Genomic DNA, 23,644 nt, shown 5'->3' on the forward strand with positions numbered 1-23,644 from the left:
CTTAACCGAAGTTATCTAACTTAGAATTTATTTGGTTGGTTTCAACGTTGTTGAAACCCGCACTCTGGCTATGTTCATTTCGTTAGAAATGATTACCTTACATTGTTCAGTTTTCAAAGATCTGCTATCAAACAAAACTTGCAATCTCTGCATATTTCGTTTGCATTTTCTTCACCACCATCGCTGACGGTTTTTATATTGTAACATCATCACTATATTCTGTCAACAACTTTTTACAAGTTTTTGACGAATTTGAAATAAATCAGTTACAACTAGCAACACATTTCAATGCCCTCAGAATTTAATTACATTCTATTGCAGTGAAAGTGTCTTTGCCTTCACCCTCTGGCTACCTCATAATTAGTACCCTCAAGTGACGACTTGACTATCTTACCAAAGTAGACCATAAACGTCAAGCCCTTTTTTCAATTTTTCACAAAAAAGATGTGATGTTATTAATAACATCACATCTATACTAAATTATTACTTAAAATCTAAACTTTAAAAGTGATTTTAATTTAATTTTTGAGATAATTATTAAATCCCTAATAAAACCAATGGAATTCTAAGATAATTACCAAAATAGAATTCTAAAATAATTACCAAATTTTAAAAAGAATTGCTAGATATTCTAATTAGCTTTTTCATACACTAATTGAATTAAGGTCAATGTCATTTCATAGGACTTATAAAACGATTCCACTGGCAAAAACTCATATTTAGAATGGAAATTATGAGCACCTGTAAAATAATTTGGTGTTAAGATGCCTTTTGTTGAAATAAAAGATCCATCTGTGCCACCACGCATAGCAATTGTTTTCGGTGTAATTCCTAGCCGTTCCATCGCCTCATAGACATAATCAATCGCTTTTTTATTATCGTCTGTTATAGCATCAGCAATATTACCATAGGTATCATTTAATTCACAAGTAATCATAGCTCTCGGATATTGCGCTTGAAGTTTCGCTACATTTTCTTTAATCAATTCTTTCTTTGCTTCATATTTCACTTTGTCATGATCTCTAATATTCAGTGAAACTATCGCCGTTGACTGATTAGATTGCACCCCTTGGCACCAAATATACCCTTCTTTACCTTCTGTGCATTCTGGAGTTTCTTCACGATTAAACATATTAATAAAGTCTACCGCCACTAATGTAGGATTCACCAATACCCCTTTAGCACTCATAGGATGCGCACTAACCCCTTGAATCGTTACCGTACCACTGCCAGCATTGAACGTTTCATAAACTACTTCACCTAATTCACAAGAGTCAATCGTATACGCAAAATCTACTGGAAATTTTGTATAATCCATATTTTTTGAGCCAAATAAGCCCACTTCCTCATCTGGCACAAAGGCTACATAAATGTCACCATGATAACGTGATGTATCATCTACCAAGGTATGTAAAGCTGTCATAATATTAGCAATTGCCGATTTATTATCAGCGCCTAACACACTTGTTCCATCTGAAACGATAATATCCTGTCCCTCATAAGCTGCTAATTCTGGATGTTCAGCTCGTTTCATCGTAATAGAAGCTAACTCATTTAGTATAATGTCGCCCCCATCATAATTGTGAACAATATGTGGATGTACTTCTGGTGATAAACTCACATCTACAGTGTCTACATGAGCACAAAAACCAACAGCTGGCACAGTGCCAGTAAAGTTATCCGGCAAATGAGCTGGTAAACGCCCCGTTAAAACAGCTTTATCACTGATATGTAAATCAACTAAACCAAGGGCATCACATTCTTCACGCAAAAGATGAATCATATCCCATTGACTGTCTGTACTTGGTACCTGTACACCTCCATTTGATTTACTCTGTGAAGGCACCTGCACATATTTCAAAAAACGTTCTACTAATTCCTCTCGTTTCACCAACATTAGGAAACCTCCTTAAAACATCTGACGTGGATATACATAATCAGCTTGGAAACCAAGTGGAATGTTTAACCACCAGAAAATATATAATACTATTGTTAAAGCAATTAACAAGGCAATCGTATGTGGCAACATCAAACTACTTAATGTGCCTACACCGGTTTTTTTGTAATATTTTTGACAATAAATAATGATTAACGGATAGAATGCAAACATAGGTGTGCATACGTTAACAGCAGAGTCACTAATTCTAAATGCAGCTTGCGTTAATTCAGGCGCAATACCAACTGACATAAGCATAGGCACAAAAATCGGTGCCAAAATAGACCATTTAGCAGAAGCTGAAGTAATTAATAAATTGAGCAAACCTACAAACACGATAATGCCAAAAACCGTCACTTGTGGTGGTAATGCCAATGATTTTAGGAATTCAGCCCCAGCAATCGCAATTAAAGCACCCAAATTGGAAGCGCCAAACGCATACATAAATTGAGCCGCAAAGAAGTAGAATACAATTAATTGTACTAAAGTATGAGTTATTTCTTCCATAGATTTAGTAAAGTCTTTGGAACTCTTGAAATTACCACTAATAATCCCATACACAATGCCTGGAATGGCACTTAAAAGAAAAATAACTGCTACAATCGATTGCATAATAGGCGCTTTAAAACTTGCAATATTGCCATCTGGATCACGAAGCAAAGAATCAGCTGGCATTAAGGCTAACACTAAGCCAACTAGCATTAATAAGAGGACAACTGATGCAATATAAAATGCTCTATTTTCTTTGGCGGTTATTGGTTTCATTGCATCTTCGGATACATCTAAATCAGCATCCAAAGGACAAGCTTTGCGACACCATGGCTCTGTAATTTTCTCTGTAACCCACCAACAAACAAAAATAACCGGTACTGTAGCAACTACAGAAAAGAAGTAGTTACAAAGTACATTCACTTCATAAGAAGGGTCTATTAATTGCGCTGCCATTTGTGTGAAACCTTGAATAACTGGGTCAATTGCAGATGGTGTATAGTTAGCTGCAAAGGCACCTGCAATCCCTGCAAATGAAGCCGCTACCCCTGCTAACGGATGCTTCCCTGATGCGTAAAATAAATAAGCGGCAATAGGGATAATAATCATATAACCACTATCTGGAGCCAAATGACTAAGCATACCAACAATAATAACAATTGGTGTTAATAAAAATTTAGGCGTAATTACCAAAATTTTCTTTAAACCAGTATTAATGTAACCGGATCCTTGAGCAATCCCAATCCCTAAAGTAGCTACAATAACCATACTCAATGGTGGGAACCCTGCAAAATTACCAACCATTTTTGTCATCAATGTTACCAACGACTCTGCGGATAACATATTAGTGACCATAATTTCTTTTCCAGTAGTTGGATGAATATAGCCAAAGTGCATAGTTGAGAAAAACGCTGATGTTACACAAGTAATAACAAAAGCGCCAATAAATAGCATTGTAATATCGGGAATTTTATTCCCCATCCGTTCTAGCCATCCTAAAAATCCACCAACCGGTTGTACATCATTTATATTCGGTTGATTTGATTGCTGATTAGCCATACAAGCACCCCTTTCTTACCCATATATGAATGCCATTAGCGTTGAATTCTATTAGCATTGCTACTATTTGTAATAACTACTAGATTATCCACACAAACTAGAGCCACCTCCCTTTTAGGATTTAACCTATCTATTAGTATTACTACCATACTATCAATCCGTCTATATTATGTCAATTGACAGTATACATTTGTTTTCAATATATACTGTATACAAAAAAAACACGCCAAGAATTTTATCTTAGCGTGTTAACTTATAAGCCTTTACATATCTTGTTTATAAAAACGTTTCACATAAAAGTGATAAATAAAGAGTCCTGCAATAGCAATACAGGCATTAATTTGGTACATCATGGCAAAACCAACCCAACCAATGACCAAACTTAAAATAGCAGATCCCAAACCTACACCAATATCAAGAGATAAGAAATACGTTGCATTAGCGGCTCCTGCCCGTTCAGCAGCTGCCGCTTGCACTCCTAGTGTTTGAAATGCAGGACTAATTGCACCATAGCCTAAACCAATAATAGGTGCTGAAGCAATAATCCACCAAGGAGACGTTGCCAAACTTAATATAATAATCCCAATAAAATATAGGATAAAGCCCGGATAAATAAGCTTATTCGCTCCTAATTGGTCAAAAGCTCTGCCCACCCAAGGGCGCGTAACAACAATGGTAACAGCAAATAGCACAAAGAATATACTAGCCATCGTGCCTTGTCCCATTTCAGTCATCATAATAGGCACAAATACTAAAACACCAGAGTAACTAAAGCTAATAAATACACCAATGATAGCCCAAGGCAAAGTATTTCTTTCAAAGAAACGATCAAAATTCCACGGTCTTTTTTTAGCTAGCCGTGGCAAAGCTAACTCTTCATTCAACCGCTTACGATTAGCTGCATAGAAGCCTAAAAAAGCAGATATACTCAAAAATATAAAAAATGCATCCGTTCCCCATAAATCTAATATAGTTAGACCTAAGAAAGGGCCAATAACCATGGCTACATTAACAAAGACGGAAAAATAGCCAATCCCTTCTCCCTTACGATGTTTAGGTAAGACTAATACAGCAACTGCAGCTACTGCCGTCGTACCTATGGCAAAAATCATACCGTGTAACAAACGCAATAGAAAAATTAAATCCATAGAAGTAGTAAAATTAAAAGCAATCATAATAAGCAAAAATATACCTGTTGTTAAAAACAATACCTTTCGCTTATCAAAGCCATCTATAATTTCACCAGCAAATGGTCTACACAAAATAGTACCAATTTGAAAATATGTCATAGCTAAGCCCGCTTGAAACGCAGTTCCCCCATAAACTGCTGTAATAATTAATGGCAAGCCTGCAATTAGTACATACTGACTCATATAAAATAAACAGCTACTAAGTCCACAGCCCAAAAACTCAGCGCTCCAAATTTTATTCGCTTTTTCAGAGTGAGCCAATGCCATATTCTGTTCTTCCATATCTCTCTCCTTTCTGAAAACGTAAAACACAGTAGCCAAAAGGCCACTGTGTTTTCAAATGTCAAAACTCAATTTAGTCTATTAACAACAGACTTGCGTAATAAAGAATTAACTACCGATACTAAGCTTTAGCTGCATTACGAATATCTTTTTTATTACGACTTTTCCAAATAGCCCAAATCGAAGTAGCTACACAAATAGAAGAATAAGCGCCGCTAACGAAACCTACAATCATACAAAGGGCAAAGTTCTTCGTTGTATCGCCACCGAAGAAGTACAAGGAGCAACATGCAAATAATACAGTTGATAAGGTGTAACAACTACGATGAATACTTTGAGCAATACTTGCATTTGCTAAATCAGCAAAAGTATCAGACCGTTTGTGAGTATGCGTGTTTTCTCGAATACGGTCAAATATAACAACAGATTCATTCATAGAATAACCGATTACAGTAAGTATCGCAGCCAAGAATGAGGCGTCAATTTCTAACTGGAAGAAGGAAAATACACCTAATACCATAATCAAATCATGAAAGATAGCTGCCAACGAAGAAAAGGCTATACGATATTCAAAACGATAGGAAATATAAGCCGCTAATACCAAGAACGAAATAGCCAAGTTAATCAACGCATGTTCAGTAACTTCAGAGCCAATAACAGCCCCTACCGATTCCACACGTTTAACTTCATTAGGACCCACATTTTTATTTAAGCTATTAACAATAGCCGCACTTTCATTAGCATCAAGGTTACGTGTACGAATGATAACATCATCCCCTTCAGTGGCAGAGCTTTCTCCAGACAACTGAATAATGGCATTTTCTAAACCGAATTGTTTCAAATCTTCACGCACTTGAGACACTTGTACTGGTTGTTCAAACCGAACTTCTACAATCGTACCACCAGTATAATCAATGCCCCAGTTAAAACCTTTTACAAAGATAGATGCTAAACTAGCAATCACTAAGATTGAAGACAAAATAAACCACCAACGGTGATGTTTAATAACATCAAAACGCATTATTTTTTGCCTCCTTTCTTATATAATTCCATAGTAGCTGTAGGCGATACATTAGCACCATACCAGAATGGATGGTTCGTTAAATTACATTCAATGAGCATCCGTAATAAGTATCGGCTTACAAAAACAGCGGTAATCATACTAATTAATACACCTAGGCCCAAAGTAACCGCGAAGCCACGCACAGAACCAGATCCAAGCACAAATAGGATGGCTGCCGTAATCATAACGGATACGTTAGCATCAACGATAGTTGCAAAGGCGCGGCGGAAACCAGATTCCATAGACATACGCAAGGTTTTCCCCACTTGTACCTCTTCTTTAAAACGTTCAAAGATAAGGATATTCGCATCTACCGCAACCCCCATAGAAAGGATAATACCGGCAATACCTGGCAACGTTAAAGTAGCCTCTAAGAAATGCAACACTGCAAGTAACGCTAATACATAGATTAACAGTGCCATCGTCGCCACAAAACCAGACACACGATATAGTACAAGCATAAAAGCTACAATTAAGCCAATCCCTACAGCAAAAGCTGTAACCGATTTATCTTTAGAGTCCTGACCTAATGTTGGACCTACAGTACGAACTTCCAATACATTTACTTTCACTGGCAATGCCCCTGAACGAAGCAAAATAGCTAAGTTCTTAGCATCATCTAAAGTCTGACTACCAGTAATAACTGCTTTACCTCCCGTAATTGGTTCATTAACTACAGGATTAGTCAACTGTTCGCCATCTAAATAAATACCAATATGACGGCCTACATTAGCAGTTGTCAAATCACCAAACTTCTTGGCCCCTTCGTCAGTAAATTCAATACCAACCATAAACTGTTTATTCTGGCCAATTTGTTCTTTAGCATCTTTTAAATCATTACCAGTTAAATGAACAACACCATTTTCATCTTTAAATTCCATAACCGCTGTTTTACCAATAGTTTTAATCGCTTGGTCAGGATCTTTAACCCCTGGTAATTCAATAATAATACGTTTTTTACCTTCACGCTGAATTAAAGGTTCAGCTAAGCCCATTTCATTAATACGGCGTTCGAGAATCTGACGAGCTCTATCTACCGCATCATCTGTTACTTTGTTCTCTCCTGCATCTTCTGCTTCAAGAACAATATGCGTACCACCTTGTAAATCAAGACCTTGTTTAATTGATTGAGCTAATGGCCCAATGAAATAAATAAACGCAGCCACAATAATGGCAATGGCCGCAAGAAATTTTGCCAGCGCCTTACCGTTCAAAATATGCCTCCTCCTTAATTTTACACATCTAAAAGATTGTTAATTTAAGTAACCCTTTTACAATATAAATTACTTAAATTGTAAACTCTGTTTGTCTGTAATCAACGCACCTAACCGTTTGTCATGAACATCCATGGGAATTGATTCCGACACAACTTGTGTGTCCCAAGCAACACCCACACAACGTTCAGCCGATACATCAGCTAAAAAGCGATCATAATAACCAGCTCCCATGCCCATGCGACCACCAGCTACATCAAAAGCTACTCCCGGTACTAAAATCAAGTCTAAGTCTGTAGGTGCTATACATTCATATGGTTCTGCTGGAATCCGAATCCGTAAAACACCAAGTGTAATAGCCTCTAAACTTTTTAGTTCTGCTGCTATCATCTCTGTTTTACTAACACAAACAGGTACATATACTTTCTTACCCGCTGCTAAGGCCTTTTCAATCAACCTATCTAAATTAGCTTCTTTGGGCATCGCTAAATACGCCATAATAGTATGAGCCTTTTTATAGGCCGCACTGGCCATAATACGTTCGCAAAGGGCTTGGCCTCGCTCGTTGCATTCACCCTCAGACATGGCTTGGCGCCTTGCTTTAAAAGCAAGGCGCATCGTTTGCTTATCCATATCATTTGTCATCTTTGCCTAGCACATGTGCTACGCTAGAACGAGCCACTTTAATTTCAACTTTTTCAGCAATTTGAAGCATAATTACTTCATCAGTCAAAGAATTGATAGTGCCATAAATGCCACCAATCGTTACGATTTTTTGACCTTTTTTCAAGCTATTTAAAAGTTCATTACGAGCTTTTTGCTGTTTTTTCTGTGGACGATACAAAAGGAAATAAAAAATTACCACCATTAACAAAATCGGCCAACCAGCTTGAAACAATTGTTCTAAATCTGCCACTTTGAGTCACCTCCAAAACACATCTATCTATATCTTTCAACGTCGTAAGCTCTTACTTTTTATAACCAGCCCAGAATTCATCTCTAAATGCTGGGAAGCGATCTTCTAAAATAGCAGCACGCATTTGACGCATGAAATTCAACAAGAAATATAAATTATGATACGAAACTAAACGGAATGCTAAAATTTCTTCCGCCTTATATAAATGACGAATATACGCTCTTGAGTAATTACGACAAGCATAGCACTGACAGCCTTCTTCGATAGGGCCCCAGTCATGAGCATATGTAGCATTTTTAATAGTTACACGGCCATTATGTGTCATGGCCATACCATTACGTGCCACACGCGTAGGAAATACGCAATCAAACATATCCACGCCACGAGCCACGCCTTCGACTAAACAGTCAGCAGTACCTACCCCCATTAAATAACGGGCCTTATTAGTAGGTAATAACGGTGTAGTATGCTCTAAAATATCATACATTATATCATGAGGTTCACCAACAGATAAACCACCAATACTATAACCATCAAAGTCCATTGCTACTAATTCTTTAGCACTACGAGTACGTAAATCTTTATACATACCACCTTGGACAATGCCAAACATACCTTGAGTTGCTGATGTATGAGCTTCACGACAACGCTCAGCCCAACGAGTCGTCCGTGCAGTTGATCGGTCAGCATAAGCATAATCAGCAGGATACGGAATGCATTCATCAAAAGCCATGGCAATGTCAGCACCTAATTGCTCTTGTACTTTCGTGGCGATTTCAGGGGAAAGAAACTTCTTCGAACCATCAATATGAGAGCGAAAAGCCACACCTTCTTCTGTAATTTTACGCAAATCACCTAAACTAAATACTTGAAAGCCACCACTATCAGTTAAGATGCCACCATCCCAATTCATGAAACGATGTAACCCGCCAGCTTCTTCAACTAGTTCTGGGCCAGGACGTAAAAACAAATGATAAGTATTACTCAAAATAATTTGAGCACCCATCTCTTTTAATTCCTCAGGTGACATTGTTTTCACCGTAGCCTGTGTTCCTACGGGCATAAACATAGGAGTCTTAAATGTACCATGAGGTGTATGTAGAAGTCCCGCTCGTGCACCTGTATGGGGACATTCTTTTTGCAATTCATAGGTAATAACCAAGCGTATCCTCCTATCTAATTATAGCTAACTGTAACCTATCAAGTAACTATTATAACACAATTTATTACTCATACCTAGATTTTTTCACAATCACAGTCCCTTAAATACCTAGCTAAATGTATTGTAAAATCTGGATACTAACAGCTTAAAGTGTCAAGGGCTATAAAGGTATCTCCGAAGTTAAAGTAACACTTCGATTAGCGTATAAACATAGCATCGCCAAAGCTAAAGAAGCGATATCGTTCCTTAACAGCTTCTTCATAGGCCGCTAAACAATGTTCTCGGCCAGCTAACGCACTAATAAGCATCAACAAGGTAGACTGTGGTAAATGGAAGTTCGTTATAAGCGCATCTACCATCTTATATTCGTATCCAGGATAAATAAAGATTTGTGTCCAATCATGACCCGCTTGTAAAACCCCATCTTTCGTAGCAGACTCTAATGTTCGCACAGATGTAGTTCCAACAGCAATAATTCGCTTACCCGCTTGACGCGCTTCATTAATAAGTTGAGCCGTTTCAGCAGTGACTACATAATATTCACTATGCATTTCATGATTTTCAATCGTTTCGACTGATACAGGACGGAATGTACCTAAGCCAACATGCAGGGTTACAAAAGCCAAGGTCACTCCTTTAGCTTTAATTCGTTCTAATAATTCAGGCGTAAAATGTAAACCCGCTGTAGGGGCTGCGGCTGATCCTTTTTCTCGAGCATACACCGTCTGGTAACGGTCTTTATCCTGTAACTTTTCATGAATATATGGTGGCAATGGCATTTCACCAATATCTTGAATAATGTCGTCGAATACACCTTGTGTTTCAAATTGAATAATTCGGCCACCAAAACTTGTTTTGTCCACTACAGTCCCTGTTAATCGGTCATCAAAAACCAACTCTTGGCCAATAGGACATTTCTTACCTGGTTTTACCAAACACTCCCATTTATCATCACCACAAGGAGTCAATAAGAGCACTTCTACTTTGCCGCCACTCCCTTTGCGATGCCCATACAAACGAGCTGGAATTACCTTAGTATCATTAAACACCAATACATCATTATCAGATAATTCGTCAACAATATCATAAAAATGTGGTGTATGCCCAATTTCCCCAGTCACTTTGTCCAACGTCATAAGTCGAGACGTATCACGTGGCTCTACAGGATGTTGAGCAATTAACTCTTCTGGTAATTCATAATCAAAATCTGTTACCTTCATGGTAAACGTTCCTTCTTTCTAATCCTTTAATATTTTATTCTAATATTCTTTTTCAACAGACACACCTGTATAATAATGTGTCAATATCTGCTTATAGTAATCCTTTCCTTTGCCGCCATCTTTAGCAGCCATAGCCGCAGCTCCCCATTGTGACATGCCTAACCCATGTCCCCAGCCGTAGCCACGAATTGATACCGTATCAGTTGCTTTTTTAAATGTATGATATGCCTTTGGATTTTTAAAACTATCCGCTGAGGCAGGCGTTTTAACATTTACATAAAAATCAAACAAAGTGGATTTAAGACCAAATATTTTCATAATGGTATCACCACTCAAAGTAAGAGATTTTTTAGAGCCTACAAAAGTAGCTGTCAGTACTCGTCCTGATACGCCCCGATCAGCCTGTTTAATCGGGCGCTTACGCAAAGTACTAAGCTTAATTTCTTTTAACGTCCCTACATCTTTGCCCGCCGCTTTTAATTTAGCTTCCATAGCAGACCGAGTGAGTTTAACTGTCCACGCCGAACTATCACCATTTTGTGCATAATCTTTAACGCCCCGTAAGTAAGGAACTACACTGCCCCATACATTTTCACTATTTTCTGTATAACCGCCACCATCGGCATGGAACAAGGCTTCAATAAGCTGCCCCTTATATTTCATAACCATACCTTTCGTGTCATCTACGGCTTTAGTCGTGCTGGCAAACTCAGCTGCTTGCCCATTATATACTTGATGATTTGTATTAGGCTGCACATCATAGGCTTTATTAACACTTTGCTTCATATTATATAACGCATAGGTCCGCGCTGCTACAGCTTGTGCTTTCAGTGCCTCTTGCGGCCAGCTTGGCACTACTTCAGCAGGAACAACACCATATAGATAATCCTCTAAGCCTACTTCATTAATGAGCATCATAGCCCCCGAAGAAGTTGGCACTACCTTAATAGCCCCTCGATACGGCTTACTATCGACTAACATAGTGCCTGGCGTATTTCCCTGCCAGGATTTAATATATATGCCACCCTCTACAGCTTTACCATTTACAGTAATCTTATTGTTTTTTACAGCCACCACAACAGCATCACCAGTCGTGGCTTTTGGCAAAGCTGTTTTATTTAAAGTATATACAGCCATTTTACCGCTGCCAGCTGCAACCCAAGAGGTGGTGCGGCTACCTAACAGCACTCGAACTGGTGGCACACTAGCTTCCACCCCTTCTGAAAAGGCGGGCACTTTTGAAACTTTAACAGTATGCTTAGTCTCACCCTGTCCTTTAGTTGAATCAGTGGTAGTTGACGTTTTAGTCGTCGTAACAGTTGTAGTCTTAGTCGTTGTAGCCGTCTTTTTATCCTTATTTGGCTTTGTCACTACCGTTGTCGTTGATTCGGTGGTCTTAGTCGGTGTTTTTATAGTCGTTGTAGTCGTGGAACTACTGCCACCTTCTTTAGTCACTGTAATCATAGCCGCCTCAACTACAAAACTACAAGTAAGAGCCGACGTTAAAACTGTAGCTACTAGCGCTTTTTGCCAAATCTTGCCTATCATAAAGCCCCCTTATCACGATTAGCATTAGGATTCGTAATTCCTAAATGATCATATGCTAATTGGGTAGCCATTCGCCCCCGATTCGTACGCACTAAAAAACCTAATTGCATTAAATACGGTTCATATACATCTTCAATTGTATCTCGTTCTTCACTAATGGAGGCAGCAATTGTGTCAATCCCTACAGGACCACCTTGAAATTTATCAATAATAGCCGTTAATACACGTCTATCAATACGATCTAAACCAATTTGATCAATGTCTAACCGTTCTAAAGCATCATCAGCAATTACATCGGTAATGACGCCATTTCCTAACACCTGCGCAACATCACGAACACGCTTTAACAAACGATTAGCAATTCGTGGAGTTCCCCGTGAACGTCGTGCTATTTCTGCAGCCCCAGTTTCTGTAATAGATGTATTAAGCACATCAGCGGCGCGCTTAACAATGAACTCTAACTCGTCTTGTTTATAGTATTCTAAATGACTAATAATGCCAAAACGATCACGCAAAGGCCCTGATAGAGCGCCGGCTTTCGTTGTCGCTCCTACCAAAGTAAAAGGTGGTAAATCAATACGCACGGAACGAGCACTTGGCCCCTTTCCTACGATGATATCAAGCGAATAATCTTCCATAGCTGAATACAATACTTCTTCTACTGTTCGCGATAAGCGATGAATCTCATCAATAAATAACACATCATGAGCCTGTAGATTAGTAAGTAACGCTGCTAAGTCACCAGCTCGTTCGATAGCTGGACCAGAAGTAATGCGAAAATTAACACCCATTTCATTAGCAATAATACCAGCCAAGGTTGTTTTACCAAGACCCGGTGGTCCGTAAAGTAAAACATGGTCTAACGCTTCATTACGCTCTTTGGCAGCTTGAATATATACTTTTAAATTATTTTTTGCATCGGTTTGGCCAATATACTCTTGTAAATATCGTGGGCGTAAACTAAATTGCCAAGAGTCGCCAATTTGCTCCTCTTTGCCAACAATACGCATTTCACTATCAGCTACTCGTATTTCTTCTTTCATGGTTACCTACCTTTTCCCAATTCAGATAAAACTTGCCGCAACAAGGTGGATACATCTTGTTGTCCATCATCCAGTTGCGTTAAGATTTCCGTAAATTCGGACTCTTTATAACCCAACGAGAGCAATGCTTCAGCAACTTCACCAGCTACCCCGAGACGCGTAACAGTCGGTGAAATTGTATCTGTAGCCGTACTACTAGGAGCCGTAGTAAACTTACCAATTTTATCTTTTAACTCTAACACTAAACGCTCCGCTGATTTTTTACCAATACCAGGCAATTTGGTAAGCGTTGTCAACTCACCATTCATAATAGCTACTTTAATTCCATCTACAGAGAGACCTGACAAAATTCCAAGACCTACTTTAGGACCAATACCAGAAACCGAAATCAATAGCATAAATAACTCATATTCATCTTGTGTCGCAAATCCATATAATTGAATGGCATCTTCACGAACACTCATATGCGTATATAATAAAACTTCGGCTCCTTCTACTAAAGTATCTAGCGTGCTGCCCGATATATATAAGCGATAGCCTACGCCATGAACATCAATAAAACAGGAGCCCGCAAAAATATGGCTCACTATACCTCGCACAAATCCAATCATGGATATGCCTCCTACTAATTAACAAATTTATATTACAATCTTAATTTATTATATGGGGTCTATATTATAATCTTATTTATTATTAGGCTCCACTCTTATCATATTTAAATGCACTATCCTTATATTTGAATACGCTATTCTTATATTTGAATGCGGCGCCGTAAATCTTCACTATGTGAGCTATGTGCGGTACAGATAGCAATTGCCAAAGCATCCGCTGTATCATCAGGTTTGATTTTCTCTCGAATACCAAGCATATTCATAGTCATATAAATGACCTGTTCTTTGGTCGCCTTACCATAACCAACCACAGCCTGTTTGACTTGCAAAGGGGTATACTCATAAATAGGTATGCGCCGCTGATTAGCAGCCAATAAAATAACACCTCGAGCTTGTGCAACCGTAATAGCTGTTGTTACGTTGCGATTAAAGAATAATTTTTCTATGCCGAACTTATCTGGCTCATATTCTTCTAGTACATCACTTAAATCGTTAAACAATATTTCAAGGCGCATTGCATCGGTGTCTTGTGGAGTTGTTGTAATGGCACCATAAGCCACTGTTTTCAATCGACTTCCTTCTACATCAATGATGCCATAACCACAAATAGCAGTCCCTGGATCTATGCCTATAATACGCACGGTAAAACTCCTTTACTCTATCTAATACTATCATTTTATTATAGCATTTCTTACGCTATAGACCAAACAGAAATACGATTAAAATAGCCTATGTTTTGCACCCTATTGATATGCTTACACCGAGTACATAAAACACTATATGCTTTTTTCTTCATCAATATTTTAATATTTAGTACCTTGTATTGTTTTATACCTTGTGTTATTATGTAGTTGTCAGTACACAATAGTGATATAAAGGAGTTGCCATGAAAACACAACTTAAGAAAGGAGTTATAGAACTATTAGTATTAGGTTTATTAACTCAAAAAAACCATTATGGTTATGAAATCGTTGATACTATTTCAGACTATGTAGAAATGTCAGAAGGATCTATCTATCCTCTTTTGAAACGCTTACAAAAAGATACATTAGTAGAAACTTATTGGGAAGAATCCATCAGTGGTCCCCCACGCAAATATTATCGAATTACCCCCACTGGTAAAGCAAATTATCGTGAAATGCTACTGGAATGGCAAAATTTCTCCAGTGCAGTCAATCGATTTTTAGAAGGAGTGAATCATCATGACTAAAGAGCAATATTTAGACTTATTACGCTATTACTTTCGTCACGCCAAGGCAGAAGATATGCAAGAAATCATTAGTGACTATGAAGAACATTTTAGAAGTGGCTATGAACAAAATCTAACTGATGAAGCTATTATTCAAGCGCTTGGTGAGCCAAAGCAAATTTATGAAGCCTACCTATCTGAAGGGATTATTACAGAAAAGAAAGGACTCTTAAAGGGGGATTTAAAAGAAGATATAAAAGATATGTTAGATAAAGCCCAAGAAGAGTTTCACACAACCATGAAGCCTCAACTGCCCCATTATTGGCAGGAAGCTTCTAAGGCTGTTTTTATTACCAGTGGCACCTTATCATACGCCCTAGCTGCGCTATGCTGGTTTATCACCTTAATCCTAACCTATCTATTAAGTATTCAATGGCAGCCATTAGCTGATGTAGCCCCATTACCGGCGGTATCTTTAGTAACAATAGGAGCCTTCTTCTTAACTGGGGTTGGCGCTGGCCTTACTTGTCTATTCATTGGTCAAGAGTGCTTCAAACAATATAAGGAAAAAAAAGTTAAGGAGGTTCTCGGATGAAACGAATTTTAATTACAGTCTTACTCACCATTTTCTGCTTTGGTATTGGTTTAACTTCCTTAGTAGTAAATGACTTATCAAACTTAAACCGATGGTATCAAACAGAGGTAAGACCTACTATGCACAAAGATGAACATCGCGATACGCATAAAGATATGCACAAAGAGGATATGAAAAATCGTCAATCTAAAGAGTGGCAAAAAAATACACCGACTGCCGAATCTAGAGCAGTACCACCAGCGCCTCCAGAAGCAACTGCGCCACCAATGGCACCTACACCACCAAATCAGACTTCCAATGAAGGAGCTGTGCCAACTACTACACCGGCACCTCAACCATAAGTCCCCAACACTAACCATTCAACAATAATCAACAATAAATTTAAATTACTTTACACACTAAAAGCTGTAACCTCATGAGACATTTTATTGCCCATAGGTTACAGCTTTTTAATTTAAATATAACAGAGTTAACTATATCAACCTTTACATTCTATCTTTTACTTTCGCTACAAAAGCTTCAAATAAGGCATACATCTCCTCATGCTCTTGCCACATATTTTCAGGATGCCACTGTACTCCTACAATGGAAGCATCTCGATTTTCAATCCCTTCAACAATGCCGTCAGGACTAGTCGCCGTAACCGCAAAACCAGCCGGTACATTACGGATAGCTTGATGATGACGAGAATTCACCAAAGTAGTAAGACCCAATACAGAATGCAAAAAACTATCTTTCGTTACATTGACAGTATGGGTAGGGTAACCGCCTGGGGCATCTTGCGAATGTTTAATATATGCCCCCTCACATTGCGTATCTATATCTTGAAACAATGTGCCGCCCAAGGCAACGTTAATCATTTGAGCCCCTTTACAAATACCAAGAATAGGCTTTTTGACCTTTGCAGCTGCTAAAATTAACTCTCGTTCAAACAAATCCCGCTTATAATTAATAGTACCAATTTGTCGAATGGGCTCCTCACCAAATAGATGAGGATCTACATCAGGCCCACCATGCACAATTAAACCATCATACAAAGCTAAGTAATCTTCCCCAATGGCATTTGTCACATCTGGCAAAATAACAGGAATACAACCTAGTTTAGCAATAACTTCAACTAATTCTCTTGAAACAAAAGGGGCTCGCTGTAAATTAGTACGCGGCGTAGCCTCCATATATGTATCGGCTGTAATAGCAATGCGTGGTTTCATAATAATCACCCTTTTTATAAATATAATGACTTGGTAAATCTTTCATTGCTTTCATTATACAACAAATAGTCTAAAAAAAAACAAGGTCTATGATATCCTTTTCTTACGGATTCCATAAACCTTGTTTTTTCAATTCTTTTATTGCTCGTTCCTCTTCACCAGTTAGCTCTCGCTCCAATAAATCAGGACGCAACTGTAAGGTGCGTAATAAAGCTTGTTGCAAACGCCAATTGGCAATGTTTTGATGATGCCCACTGCGCAATACCTCAGGCACAGCCCAGTCACGATACACTGGTGGCTTAGTATATTGTGGTCCTTCTAAAATAGGCCGATAAAAGGAGTCTTCTATAGCGCCTGACGCAGCCCCTAACACGCCTGGTATCATACGCGCTACCGCATCAGCTACAATCATTGCTGGTAATTCACCACCGGTTAAAACAAAATCTCCAATCGAAATTGTCTCATCCACCAAATGTTCTTCTACACGATAGTCAACGCCTTCATAATGACCACAAATCAATACTAATTGATCATATGTAGCAAGCTCCCGCGCTTTTGCTTGATTAAAAGTAGTACCTGTAGGTCCTAAAAAAATCACCCGTTTGCGAAGCTCTGAAACAGGTTCTTGTGACAGTCTATTAGCCACAAGGCTAGTATCAGCCATATCAGCCGTATCAATGGTATCCACATTACCAACAACATCAGCAACATCAACAATTCCCTCCTGAGAACTGTCTTCTACTGTTAGTGCGGTGTTATGTAACACATGTTCCACAGCTTCGAAAATGGGTGGCGCCATCATAAGCATACCAGCCCCACCGCCATAAGGCGTATCATCCACTTGCCCATGCTTATTATGTGCAAAATCACGAGGATTCGTAACCGCCATAGTTAAACGATTAGCGGCCATAGCACGCTTAATAATAGAGTGATTAAAAAAAGCAGCAAAGAACTCAGGAAATAAAGAAATAATGTCAATTTTCATAGTTTTACATTATCCTTTCTAACGCCACTAGCTAGCAATTCTCATTCTAAGAAATACTTTGTCTAGGCGTTTTACATACCTAAGTCTTAGCTGCTTCTTAAATCCATTCTGGTGGATCAGCAATAATTTTTCCAGCTTCAATATTAATGTCTAAAATCACATGTTCTAATACAGGTAGCAATAAATCAGGTTGCCCTTCTTGTTTGACTACATATACATCATTAGCACCAGGCTGTAATACTTCAGACACAGTGCCAAGTATATTACCTTTCGTATCTTCCACAGTAAGACCAATAATATCAAAGATATAATAGCGCCCTTCAGGAAGTTCTACTAATTCATCACGACGCACTTGAATTTCTTTACGAGCCATTAATTCTGCTGCATTGCGATCAGGCACTTCATTAAAGGTAGCTAAAATAAATTGCTTATGAAAACGAGCAGATGTAATGTGGTATTCCTTACCATCAATGTAGCACACATCCATCGTCAAAAACCGATCAGGAAAATCGGTTTGCGGCATTATACGAAGATCACCCCGCACACCGTGCGGGGCAACAATAATACCTATGGTAATTAACTCATTCCGATCCATTATTGGCGAAATGCGATAATCTTGCCATCTTCAAGCAAGATTTCAGAACCCATTAAGGAATCGAGATTATCCCCGATTTTAACCGTAATAGTCTGTTCCATAGTGCCCTGAGCAATCTCAGAACCAAGTTCAAGCTTTTCCGCATCCTTTAATTTGGCTGCTACTTCCGCCTTAAAGTTTAAACGTTTCTGCTTTTCTTCTTCAATCTGCTGGCGTAATTGAATAAGGCCTTGTGCATCAAGTTTAGCTTGTTCACTTAATAAGCGTTTTGCTTGAAACTCAATTTGCTGTAAGTCTTGCTCAACTAGCTCTAAACGCTGCTGAAACTCAGCAACAAGCTTAGCTTTGAGCCCTTCTGTAACTTTCGACTTAATCGTCACTGGGACGCGTACCGTCATTTCTTCCATGTTTTCTCACCCTTTAGACAATATCAACGGATATTTTTTTGTTTTCTTTAATAGCTGCTGCTTTTGCGACAGCTCGGATTGCTTTAGCAATTCTGCCCTGCTTTCCAATAACCTTACCCATGTCTTCCGGTGCAACGTGAACTTCATAGACTTCCACATCACCTTTTACGGTCACGGTAACAGAAACGGCTTCAGGCTGCTTAACCAATGACTTCGCAATTAATGTAATTAATTCTTTCATCACAGTATGCCTCTCTATGAATTACTTCTTAGCGTCAGCAAATTTCTGCATAACACCGTGCTGTTTGAAAAGGGAGCGAACAGTGTCAGTTGGTTGTGCACCATTACCCAACCAAGTCAATGCTTTTTCTTCATCAATATTGATAATAGCTGGGGACTTAGTTGCGTCGTACTGACCAATAGTATCTACTGGACGACTCTCACGAGGAGCGCGGGAGTCAGCTACAACGATACGATAGAACGGAGCTTTTTTAGCACCCAAACGAGTTAAACGAATTTTCAACATATATACTTCACCTCCTTATTAGAATCTCTTCTATGATCAACCCATAAATGGTAAGTTTGGTAGTTTTGGTAGCATACCTTTTTTACCTTTACGCATAGATCCCATTTTTTTCATCATTTTTTGTGCTTCTTCAAACTGCTTAATGAGGCGGTTTACATCTTGCACACGAGTACCAGACCCCATAGCAATACGCTTGCGGCGGGACCCGTTCAATATTTTAGGATTCGCTTTTTCTTTTGGCGTCATCGATTGGATAATCGCTTCAATACGGCGAATTTCTTTACTATCTAAATCAATATCTTTTAATTGGTCTTTTATCTTACCCATACCAGGTATTAAACCAATTAAATCTTGGAATTTCCCCATCTTACGGACTTGATTCATCTGCTTTAAGAAATCATCTAAGGTGAACTCATTGCGTTGCATTTTCATAGCTAATTCCTTAGCTTCTTCTTCATTCACCAATTCCTTAGTACGATCAATCAAAACGCCTAAGTCGCCTAAGTCGAGGATACGTGATGCCATACCTTCTGGACGGAATTCTTCAAGACCATCCATCTTTTCACTAGTCCCCATAAATTTAATAGGACGTCCAGTTACCGATTTAATGGATAAGGCTGCACCGCCTTTAGCATCGCCATCTAACTTCGTCATGACCACGCCATCAATGCCTAACCGTTCATTGAAGGTTTGCGCTGTTTGTACTGCATCTTGACCAATCATAGCATCCACTACAAGAAGAATCTCATGAGGTCGAACAGATTGCTTAATATTAACCAGCTCAGTCATCAACGTTTCATCAATCGCTAAACGACCTGCCGTATCTATAATAACTACATCTTTTAGCATAGAGGTGCTAGCGTTGATAGCATCGCGCGCAATATCTACCGGATTAGCCCCTGGTGTTTCATCGGCAAAGACAGGAATATCAATTTGTTTACCTACAACTTGCAACTGTTTAATCGCGGCTGGACGATACACGTCGGCGGCCACTAACATTGGATGCTTGCCTTTTTTACGAAGATATACTGCTAATTTGCCAGCTGTTGTTGTTTTACCAGCCCCTTGCAAACCAACGAGCATAATCACCGTTGGTGGCTTAGAGGAAATAGTAATGCCACTTTGCACCCCACCCAATAACTCTGTTAACTCATCTTTAACGATTTTAATAACAGTCTGTACTGGATTCAGTGAGCCATATACTTCTTCGCCAATGGCTTTCTCTTTAATGCGATTAACGAAGTCCTTAACAACACCTAAATTTACATCCGCTTCAATTAAGGCTAGGCGCACTTGACGTAAGGCTTGTTTCAAATCGTCTTCACTAATCGTTCCCTTGCCTTTTAAGGACTTAAAGACTTCTTCCAATTTTTGTGTTAAATTATCAAAAGCCATCTTATCCCTCCATCTGTGCAACTAACTGATATAATGTATTCGTGGAAGTTTGAAACTCAGCATCCTTCGCACGACTTTGTAAGTGGTCTAACTCTTTACGCATAGCAGCTACTACGGTTTCTCGCTTCTCATATTGAGCTACTAAATGTAATTTGCTTTCATACATTTCTAATAATTGTCTAGCTCGTTCAATATTATCATAAATAGCTTGTCTTGAAACGCCTAATTGCTCAGCAATCTCACCTAATGACATATCTGCTTCATGATGTAATGCTAAACATTGCTGCTGACGCTCCGTCAATAGAGCGCCATAGAAGTCTAATAGCAAGCTAATTAATACTCGTTCTTCCATGTGACTCACTCCTTCACGGTGTCAAGCTAAAAAACTTTACACGTAATTCTACCAAAGTTACTACTACGTGTCAAGGCTTTTCCCTTAACAGTTTAAAAAGAATATAATCCACGTCTATTTACACAGAAAAACACCACGACGCTCGCTTCGCCGTGGTGCTTTTCTTTCTCGGTAGTGAATATTGAAGTTCAGCTTTATTAATGTAACTTAGTTAGCAGCGCTCATTAATAAAGAGGACTAGAACATCTTACTAAAAATCCGCTCGCTTCAGATTCTTAGTTTCGTTCTCTTTAAGTAGTATATACCGAGATATTTATTTTGTGAAATTTCAGTTATTTATATCAGTTATTACTTTTAGCAATAACAAAACTAGAATAATATAACCAATGGTTTTAATGATAACAAAACGTGTAAAAACTGACACTACTTGATTACTAAAATCATCAGTTTCTAAGTAATTATTTATAAATAATTACTTAATTTAAACTAGCTCGTTTTAAGCGCAAGGAATTACTTACCACTGCCACTGAACTAAAGGCCATGGCAGTACCAGCTACAATGGGAGTTAAAAGTCCTACAGCAGCCAATGGAATCCCAATACAGTTAAAAATAAGAGCCCAGAATAAATTTTGACGAATATTGCCCATTGTTTTACGACTTAAGGTTACTGCTTGTACTAACGTATGCAAATCATTGCGCACTAAGACAATATCAGCCGCTTCTACCGCAATATCCGTGCCATTACCAATGGCAAAACCTATATCAGCTAATGTCAAAGCGGGAGCATCATTAATTCCATCACCAACCATGCCTACTACATAGCCCGCTTTGCGAAGTTCGTCAATTTTACCAGCTTTATCTTGAGGCAATACTTCCGCCATAACATGAGAAATACCAGCCCGTTCCGCCATATATTGAGCGGTACGACGATTATCACCAGTTAGCATCCATACTTCAATACCACGTTCTTGCAATGTTTTAATAACTGCTGGAACTTCTGGTCGAAGTTCATCTTCTACGGCCCACAAAGCTCTAATAGTGCCATCTACGGCCAATAAAGATACCGAAGCACCTCGTTCTTCCTCTTGCAATACAGCCTCGTCTATATGATCAACCATATAGCCTAACTGTTTCATCCAACGACTGTGCCCTAACTGAACCTGTTGTCCATTTACAACTGCTTCAAGACCATGACCTGGTACTTCTTTAAAACTAGCTACCGTAGGTAAAACACCACCACCTAACTCATTAGCGCCAAAAGTAGCCATTGCTTTTGCAATTGGATGAGTTGTGCAATTTTCTACAGCAGTCATGATACCAATGTTCTCTTTTTCCGTTCCAGTAAAATGCATAGTTTTGCTAACCATTAAAGTCCCTTTAGTCAAAGTCCCCGTTTTATCTAATACGATAGCATTTAATTTACCTGCTCGTTCTAAAAATTCAGCACTTTTAATTAAAATACCATGCTCAGCCCCTAAGCCTGACCCTACCATAATCGAGGTTGGTGTTGCTAAACCTAATGCACAAGGACAGGCAATAACCAATACAGCTGTGCCATGCATAAGTGCTACACCCCAAGTAGCATTAAAACCAAAATACCATACTAAGGCGGTTAAAATAGCTAAACCAATAACGGTAGGAACGAAATAAGCAGCTACAACATCTGCTACGCGCTGAATGGACGCCTTAGAAGTCTGTGCCGCTTCTACAACTTTAATAATTTGCGACAACATAGTATCTGAACCAATTTTTTCAGCTCTCATTGTGAAAACGCCCGTTTCATTCACTGTTGCACCAATAACATTGCTCCCTGTACTTTTCTCAACAGGTAAACTTTCACCGGTCAACATGGCTTCATTAACTGCAGATTGCCCTTCTAGTACAACACCATCTACCGGAATTTTTTCACCAGCTCGCACTTGTAGCACATCACCCACTTGAACCTCAGCTGTAGGAATATCTATCCACTGATTATCTCGCTGTACATGTGCTATACTAGGCTGCAAATTCATCAACTTTTCAAGGGCTTCTGACGTACGCCCCTTAGCCACCTCTTCTAATACTTTTCCTAATAAGATAAAGGTTATAAGCCAAGCAGACGTTTCAAAATACATGTCATGACTGCCAATATACATATTGTATATACTAAATACATATGCCACTGTTGTGCCCAGAGCGACTAATACATCCATAGTCAAAGAGCCGCCTTTAATAGCCCCCCAAGCTCCTTGATAGAAAACTAAACCAGGGCCAAATTGAGCAATAGTAGCTAAAATTAGCTCTACCCAGTGGGGCAACATAGGCCAACCAAACAGGTGATGACCTACCATACTAGCCATCATCGGCACGGCCATAAAGGCCGCTATAATCATACGATATAATTGAGGTTTATAATTAACTTTTTCTAAGGTATGAGCCCCAGCAGCCGCCAAAGACGCACCGAACCCAATATCAGTAATGGCTTTAACTACATCATCAGGGGTTACAGAACTATCCTCCGTATAGGTTACACTTCCTTTGCGTGTCAATAAATTGACCTTCACATCCGCTACACCATCTAAACGACTCACTACTTTTTCCACACGAGCAACACAGGCCGCACAATGCATGCCTGTAATATCAAATTCATTACTTCGACTACTCAAAACCAATCACA

The 23,644-nt window shown here is 38.9% G+C and carries 25 protein-coding genes; 3 read left to right on the plus strand and 22 right to left on the minus strand.

Translation table 11 applies throughout. The features are described 5' to 3' along the window. Positions 1–631: 631 nt before the first annotated feature. The 13 genes from pepT to ruvC all read right to left on the minus strand — a co-directional run bounded on the left by pepT (position 632) and on the right by ruvC (position 14,374). Entirely contained in the window at positions 632–1,897 is a 1,266-nt protein-coding gene (gene pepT / locus NFR44_RS07725) for a peptidase T (protein ID WP_251443292.1), read from the minus strand. Positions 1,898–1,909: 12 nt separating this feature from the next. Further along, positions 1,910–3,484: an AbgT family transporter gene (locus NFR44_RS07730; protein WP_251443293.1), complete on the minus strand. Its 1,575-nt coding sequence runs from the start codon at positions 3,482–3,484 to the stop codon at positions 1,910–1,912. Between the two features lie 263 nt (positions 3,485–3,747). Next, positions 3,748–4,956, minus strand: a complete 1,209-nt coding sequence (locus NFR44_RS07735; protein WP_251443294.1) for an MFS transporter — start codon at positions 4,954–4,956, stop codon at positions 3,748–3,750. Positions 4,957–5,077: 121 nt separating this feature from the next. Next, complete coding sequence (gene secF / locus NFR44_RS07740) at positions 5,078–5,977, minus strand: protein translocase subunit SecF (protein WP_251443295.1); 900 nt, start codon at positions 5,975–5,977, stop codon at positions 5,078–5,080. Beyond that, positions 5,977–7,233: a protein translocase subunit SecD gene (secD, locus tag NFR44_RS07745; RefSeq protein WP_251443296.1), complete on the minus strand. Its 1,257-nt coding sequence runs from the start codon at positions 7,231–7,233 to the stop codon at positions 5,977–5,979. Before secD ends, secF begins: the two co-directional genes overlap by 1 nt. 69 nt (positions 7,234–7,302) lie before the next feature. After that, positions 7,303–7,866: a 5-formyltetrahydrofolate cyclo-ligase gene (locus NFR44_RS07750; protein WP_251443297.1), complete on the minus strand. Its 564-nt coding sequence runs from the start codon at positions 7,864–7,866 to the stop codon at positions 7,303–7,305. 1 nt (position 7,867) lies between these two features. Next, complete coding sequence (gene yajC, locus NFR44_RS07755) at positions 7,868–8,149, minus strand: preprotein translocase subunit YajC (protein ID WP_251443298.1); 282 nt, start codon at positions 8,147–8,149, stop codon at positions 7,868–7,870. Between the two features lie 52 nt (positions 8,150–8,201). Then, entirely contained in the window at positions 8,202–9,311 is a 1,110-nt protein-coding gene (gene tgt, locus NFR44_RS07760) for a tRNA guanosine(34) transglycosylase Tgt (protein ID WP_251443299.1), read from the minus strand. A gap of 197 nt (positions 9,312–9,508) precedes the next feature. Continuing rightward, positions 9,509–10,531 (minus strand): tRNA preQ1(34) S-adenosylmethionine ribosyltransferase-isomerase QueA, encoded by a 1,023-nt coding sequence (gene queA / locus NFR44_RS07765; protein ID WP_251443300.1) that lies wholly within the window; start codon positions 10,529–10,531, stop codon positions 9,509–9,511. A 39-nt stretch (positions 10,532–10,570) separates the two neighbouring features. Further along, the gene (locus NFR44_RS07770; protein WP_251443302.1) at positions 10,571–12,079 is read right to left on the minus strand and encodes a SpoIID/LytB domain-containing protein; all 1,509 of its coding nucleotides are present in this window, start codon (positions 12,077–12,079) and stop codon (positions 10,571–10,573) included. Beyond that, positions 12,076–13,122: a Holliday junction branch migration DNA helicase RuvB gene (gene ruvB / locus NFR44_RS07775; RefSeq protein WP_371875196.1), complete on the minus strand. Its 1,047-nt coding sequence runs from the start codon at positions 13,120–13,122 to the stop codon at positions 12,076–12,078. The genes NFR44_RS07770 and ruvB overlap by 4 nt, the downstream gene beginning before the upstream one ends. Before the next feature lie 2 nt (positions 13,123–13,124). After that, entirely contained in the window at positions 13,125–13,733 is a 609-nt protein-coding gene (ruvA, locus tag NFR44_RS07780; RefSeq protein ID WP_251443305.1) for a Holliday junction branch migration protein RuvA, read from the minus strand. Positions 13,734–13,873: 140 nt separating this feature from the next. Then, complete coding sequence (gene ruvC / locus NFR44_RS07785) at positions 13,874–14,374, minus strand: crossover junction endodeoxyribonuclease RuvC (RefSeq protein ID WP_251443310.1); 501 nt, start codon at positions 14,372–14,374, stop codon at positions 13,874–13,876. A gap of 245 nt (positions 14,375–14,619) precedes the next feature. Between ruvC and NFR44_RS07790 the strand changes: the two genes are divergently transcribed. Genes NFR44_RS07790 through NFR44_RS07800 form a run of 3 tightly spaced genes read left to right on the plus strand, consistent with a single transcriptional unit; the run spans position 14,620 to position 15,858 of the window. Beyond that, positions 14,620–14,943: a PadR family transcriptional regulator gene (locus NFR44_RS07790; protein ID WP_251443314.1), complete on the plus strand. Its 324-nt coding sequence runs from the start codon at positions 14,620–14,622 to the stop codon at positions 14,941–14,943. Next, a complete protein-coding gene (locus tag NFR44_RS07795; RefSeq protein WP_251443317.1) occupies positions 14,936–15,517 on the plus strand; it encodes a DUF1700 domain-containing protein in 582 nt (193 codons plus the stop codon). Before NFR44_RS07790 ends, NFR44_RS07795 begins: the two co-directional genes overlap by 8 nt. Then, positions 15,514–15,858, plus strand: coding sequence for a hypothetical protein (locus NFR44_RS07800; RefSeq protein WP_251443320.1), 345 nt, complete (start codon positions 15,514–15,516; stop codon positions 15,856–15,858). Before NFR44_RS07795 ends, NFR44_RS07800 begins: the two co-directional genes overlap by 4 nt. A 144-nt stretch (positions 15,859–16,002) precedes the next feature. Here NFR44_RS07800 and NFR44_RS07805 read toward each other — a convergent pair whose 3' ends face one another. The 9 genes from NFR44_RS07805 to NFR44_RS07845 form a co-directional block, all read right to left on the minus strand. Further along, positions 16,003–16,728 carry a gamma-glutamyl-gamma-aminobutyrate hydrolase family protein gene (locus tag NFR44_RS07805; protein ID WP_251443323.1) on the minus strand — a complete coding sequence of 242 codons (726 nt, stop codon included), beginning with the start codon at positions 16,726–16,728 and terminating at the stop codon, positions 16,003–16,005. Positions 16,729–16,831: 103 nt separating this feature from the next. Beyond that, positions 16,832–17,713 (minus strand): tRNA (guanosine(37)-N1)-methyltransferase TrmD, encoded by an 882-nt coding sequence (gene trmD, locus NFR44_RS07810; protein WP_251443326.1) that lies wholly within the window; start codon positions 17,711–17,713, stop codon positions 16,832–16,834. 97 nt (positions 17,714–17,810) lie between these two features. After that, a complete protein-coding gene (gene rimM, locus NFR44_RS07815) occupies positions 17,811–18,308 on the minus strand; it encodes a ribosome maturation factor RimM (protein WP_251443329.1) in 498 nt (165 codons plus the stop codon). Next, the gene (locus NFR44_RS07820) at positions 18,308–18,715 is read right to left on the minus strand and encodes a YlqD family protein (protein ID WP_251443332.1); all 408 of its coding nucleotides are present in this window, start codon (positions 18,713–18,715) and stop codon (positions 18,308–18,310) included. The genes rimM and NFR44_RS07820 overlap by 1 nt, the downstream gene beginning before the upstream one ends. Before the next feature lie 13 nt (positions 18,716–18,728). Beyond that, on the minus strand, positions 18,729–18,956 hold the full coding sequence (locus tag NFR44_RS07825; protein ID WP_006556455.1) for a KH domain-containing protein: 228 nt from the start codon (positions 18,954–18,956) through the stop codon (positions 18,729–18,731). Between the two features lie 21 nt (positions 18,957–18,977). Continuing rightward, on the minus strand, positions 18,978–19,241 hold the full coding sequence (gene rpsP / locus NFR44_RS07830) for a 30S ribosomal protein S16 (protein ID WP_251443333.1): 264 nt from the start codon (positions 19,239–19,241) through the stop codon (positions 18,978–18,980). Positions 19,242–19,277: 36 nt separating this feature from the next. Continuing rightward, positions 19,278–20,636, minus strand: a complete 1,359-nt coding sequence (gene ffh / locus NFR44_RS07835; RefSeq protein ID WP_251443335.1) for a signal recognition particle protein — start codon at positions 20,634–20,636, stop codon at positions 19,278–19,280. A gap of 1 nt (position 20,637) precedes the next feature. Continuing rightward, positions 20,638–20,988, minus strand: a complete 351-nt coding sequence (locus NFR44_RS07840; protein ID WP_251443337.1) for a putative DNA-binding protein — start codon at positions 20,986–20,988, stop codon at positions 20,638–20,640. Positions 20,989–21,464: 476 nt separating this feature from the next. Then, positions 21,465–23,633, minus strand: a complete 2,169-nt coding sequence (locus tag NFR44_RS07845) for a heavy metal translocating P-type ATPase (RefSeq protein ID WP_251443339.1) — start codon at positions 23,631–23,633, stop codon at positions 21,465–21,467. Positions 23,634–23,644: the final 11 nt, after the last annotated feature.

It is taken from the genome of Veillonella intestinalis (genome assembly GCF_943193155.1).
Lineage (GTDB): Bacteria > Bacillota > Negativicutes > Veillonellales > Veillonellaceae > Veillonella_A > Veillonella_A intestinalis.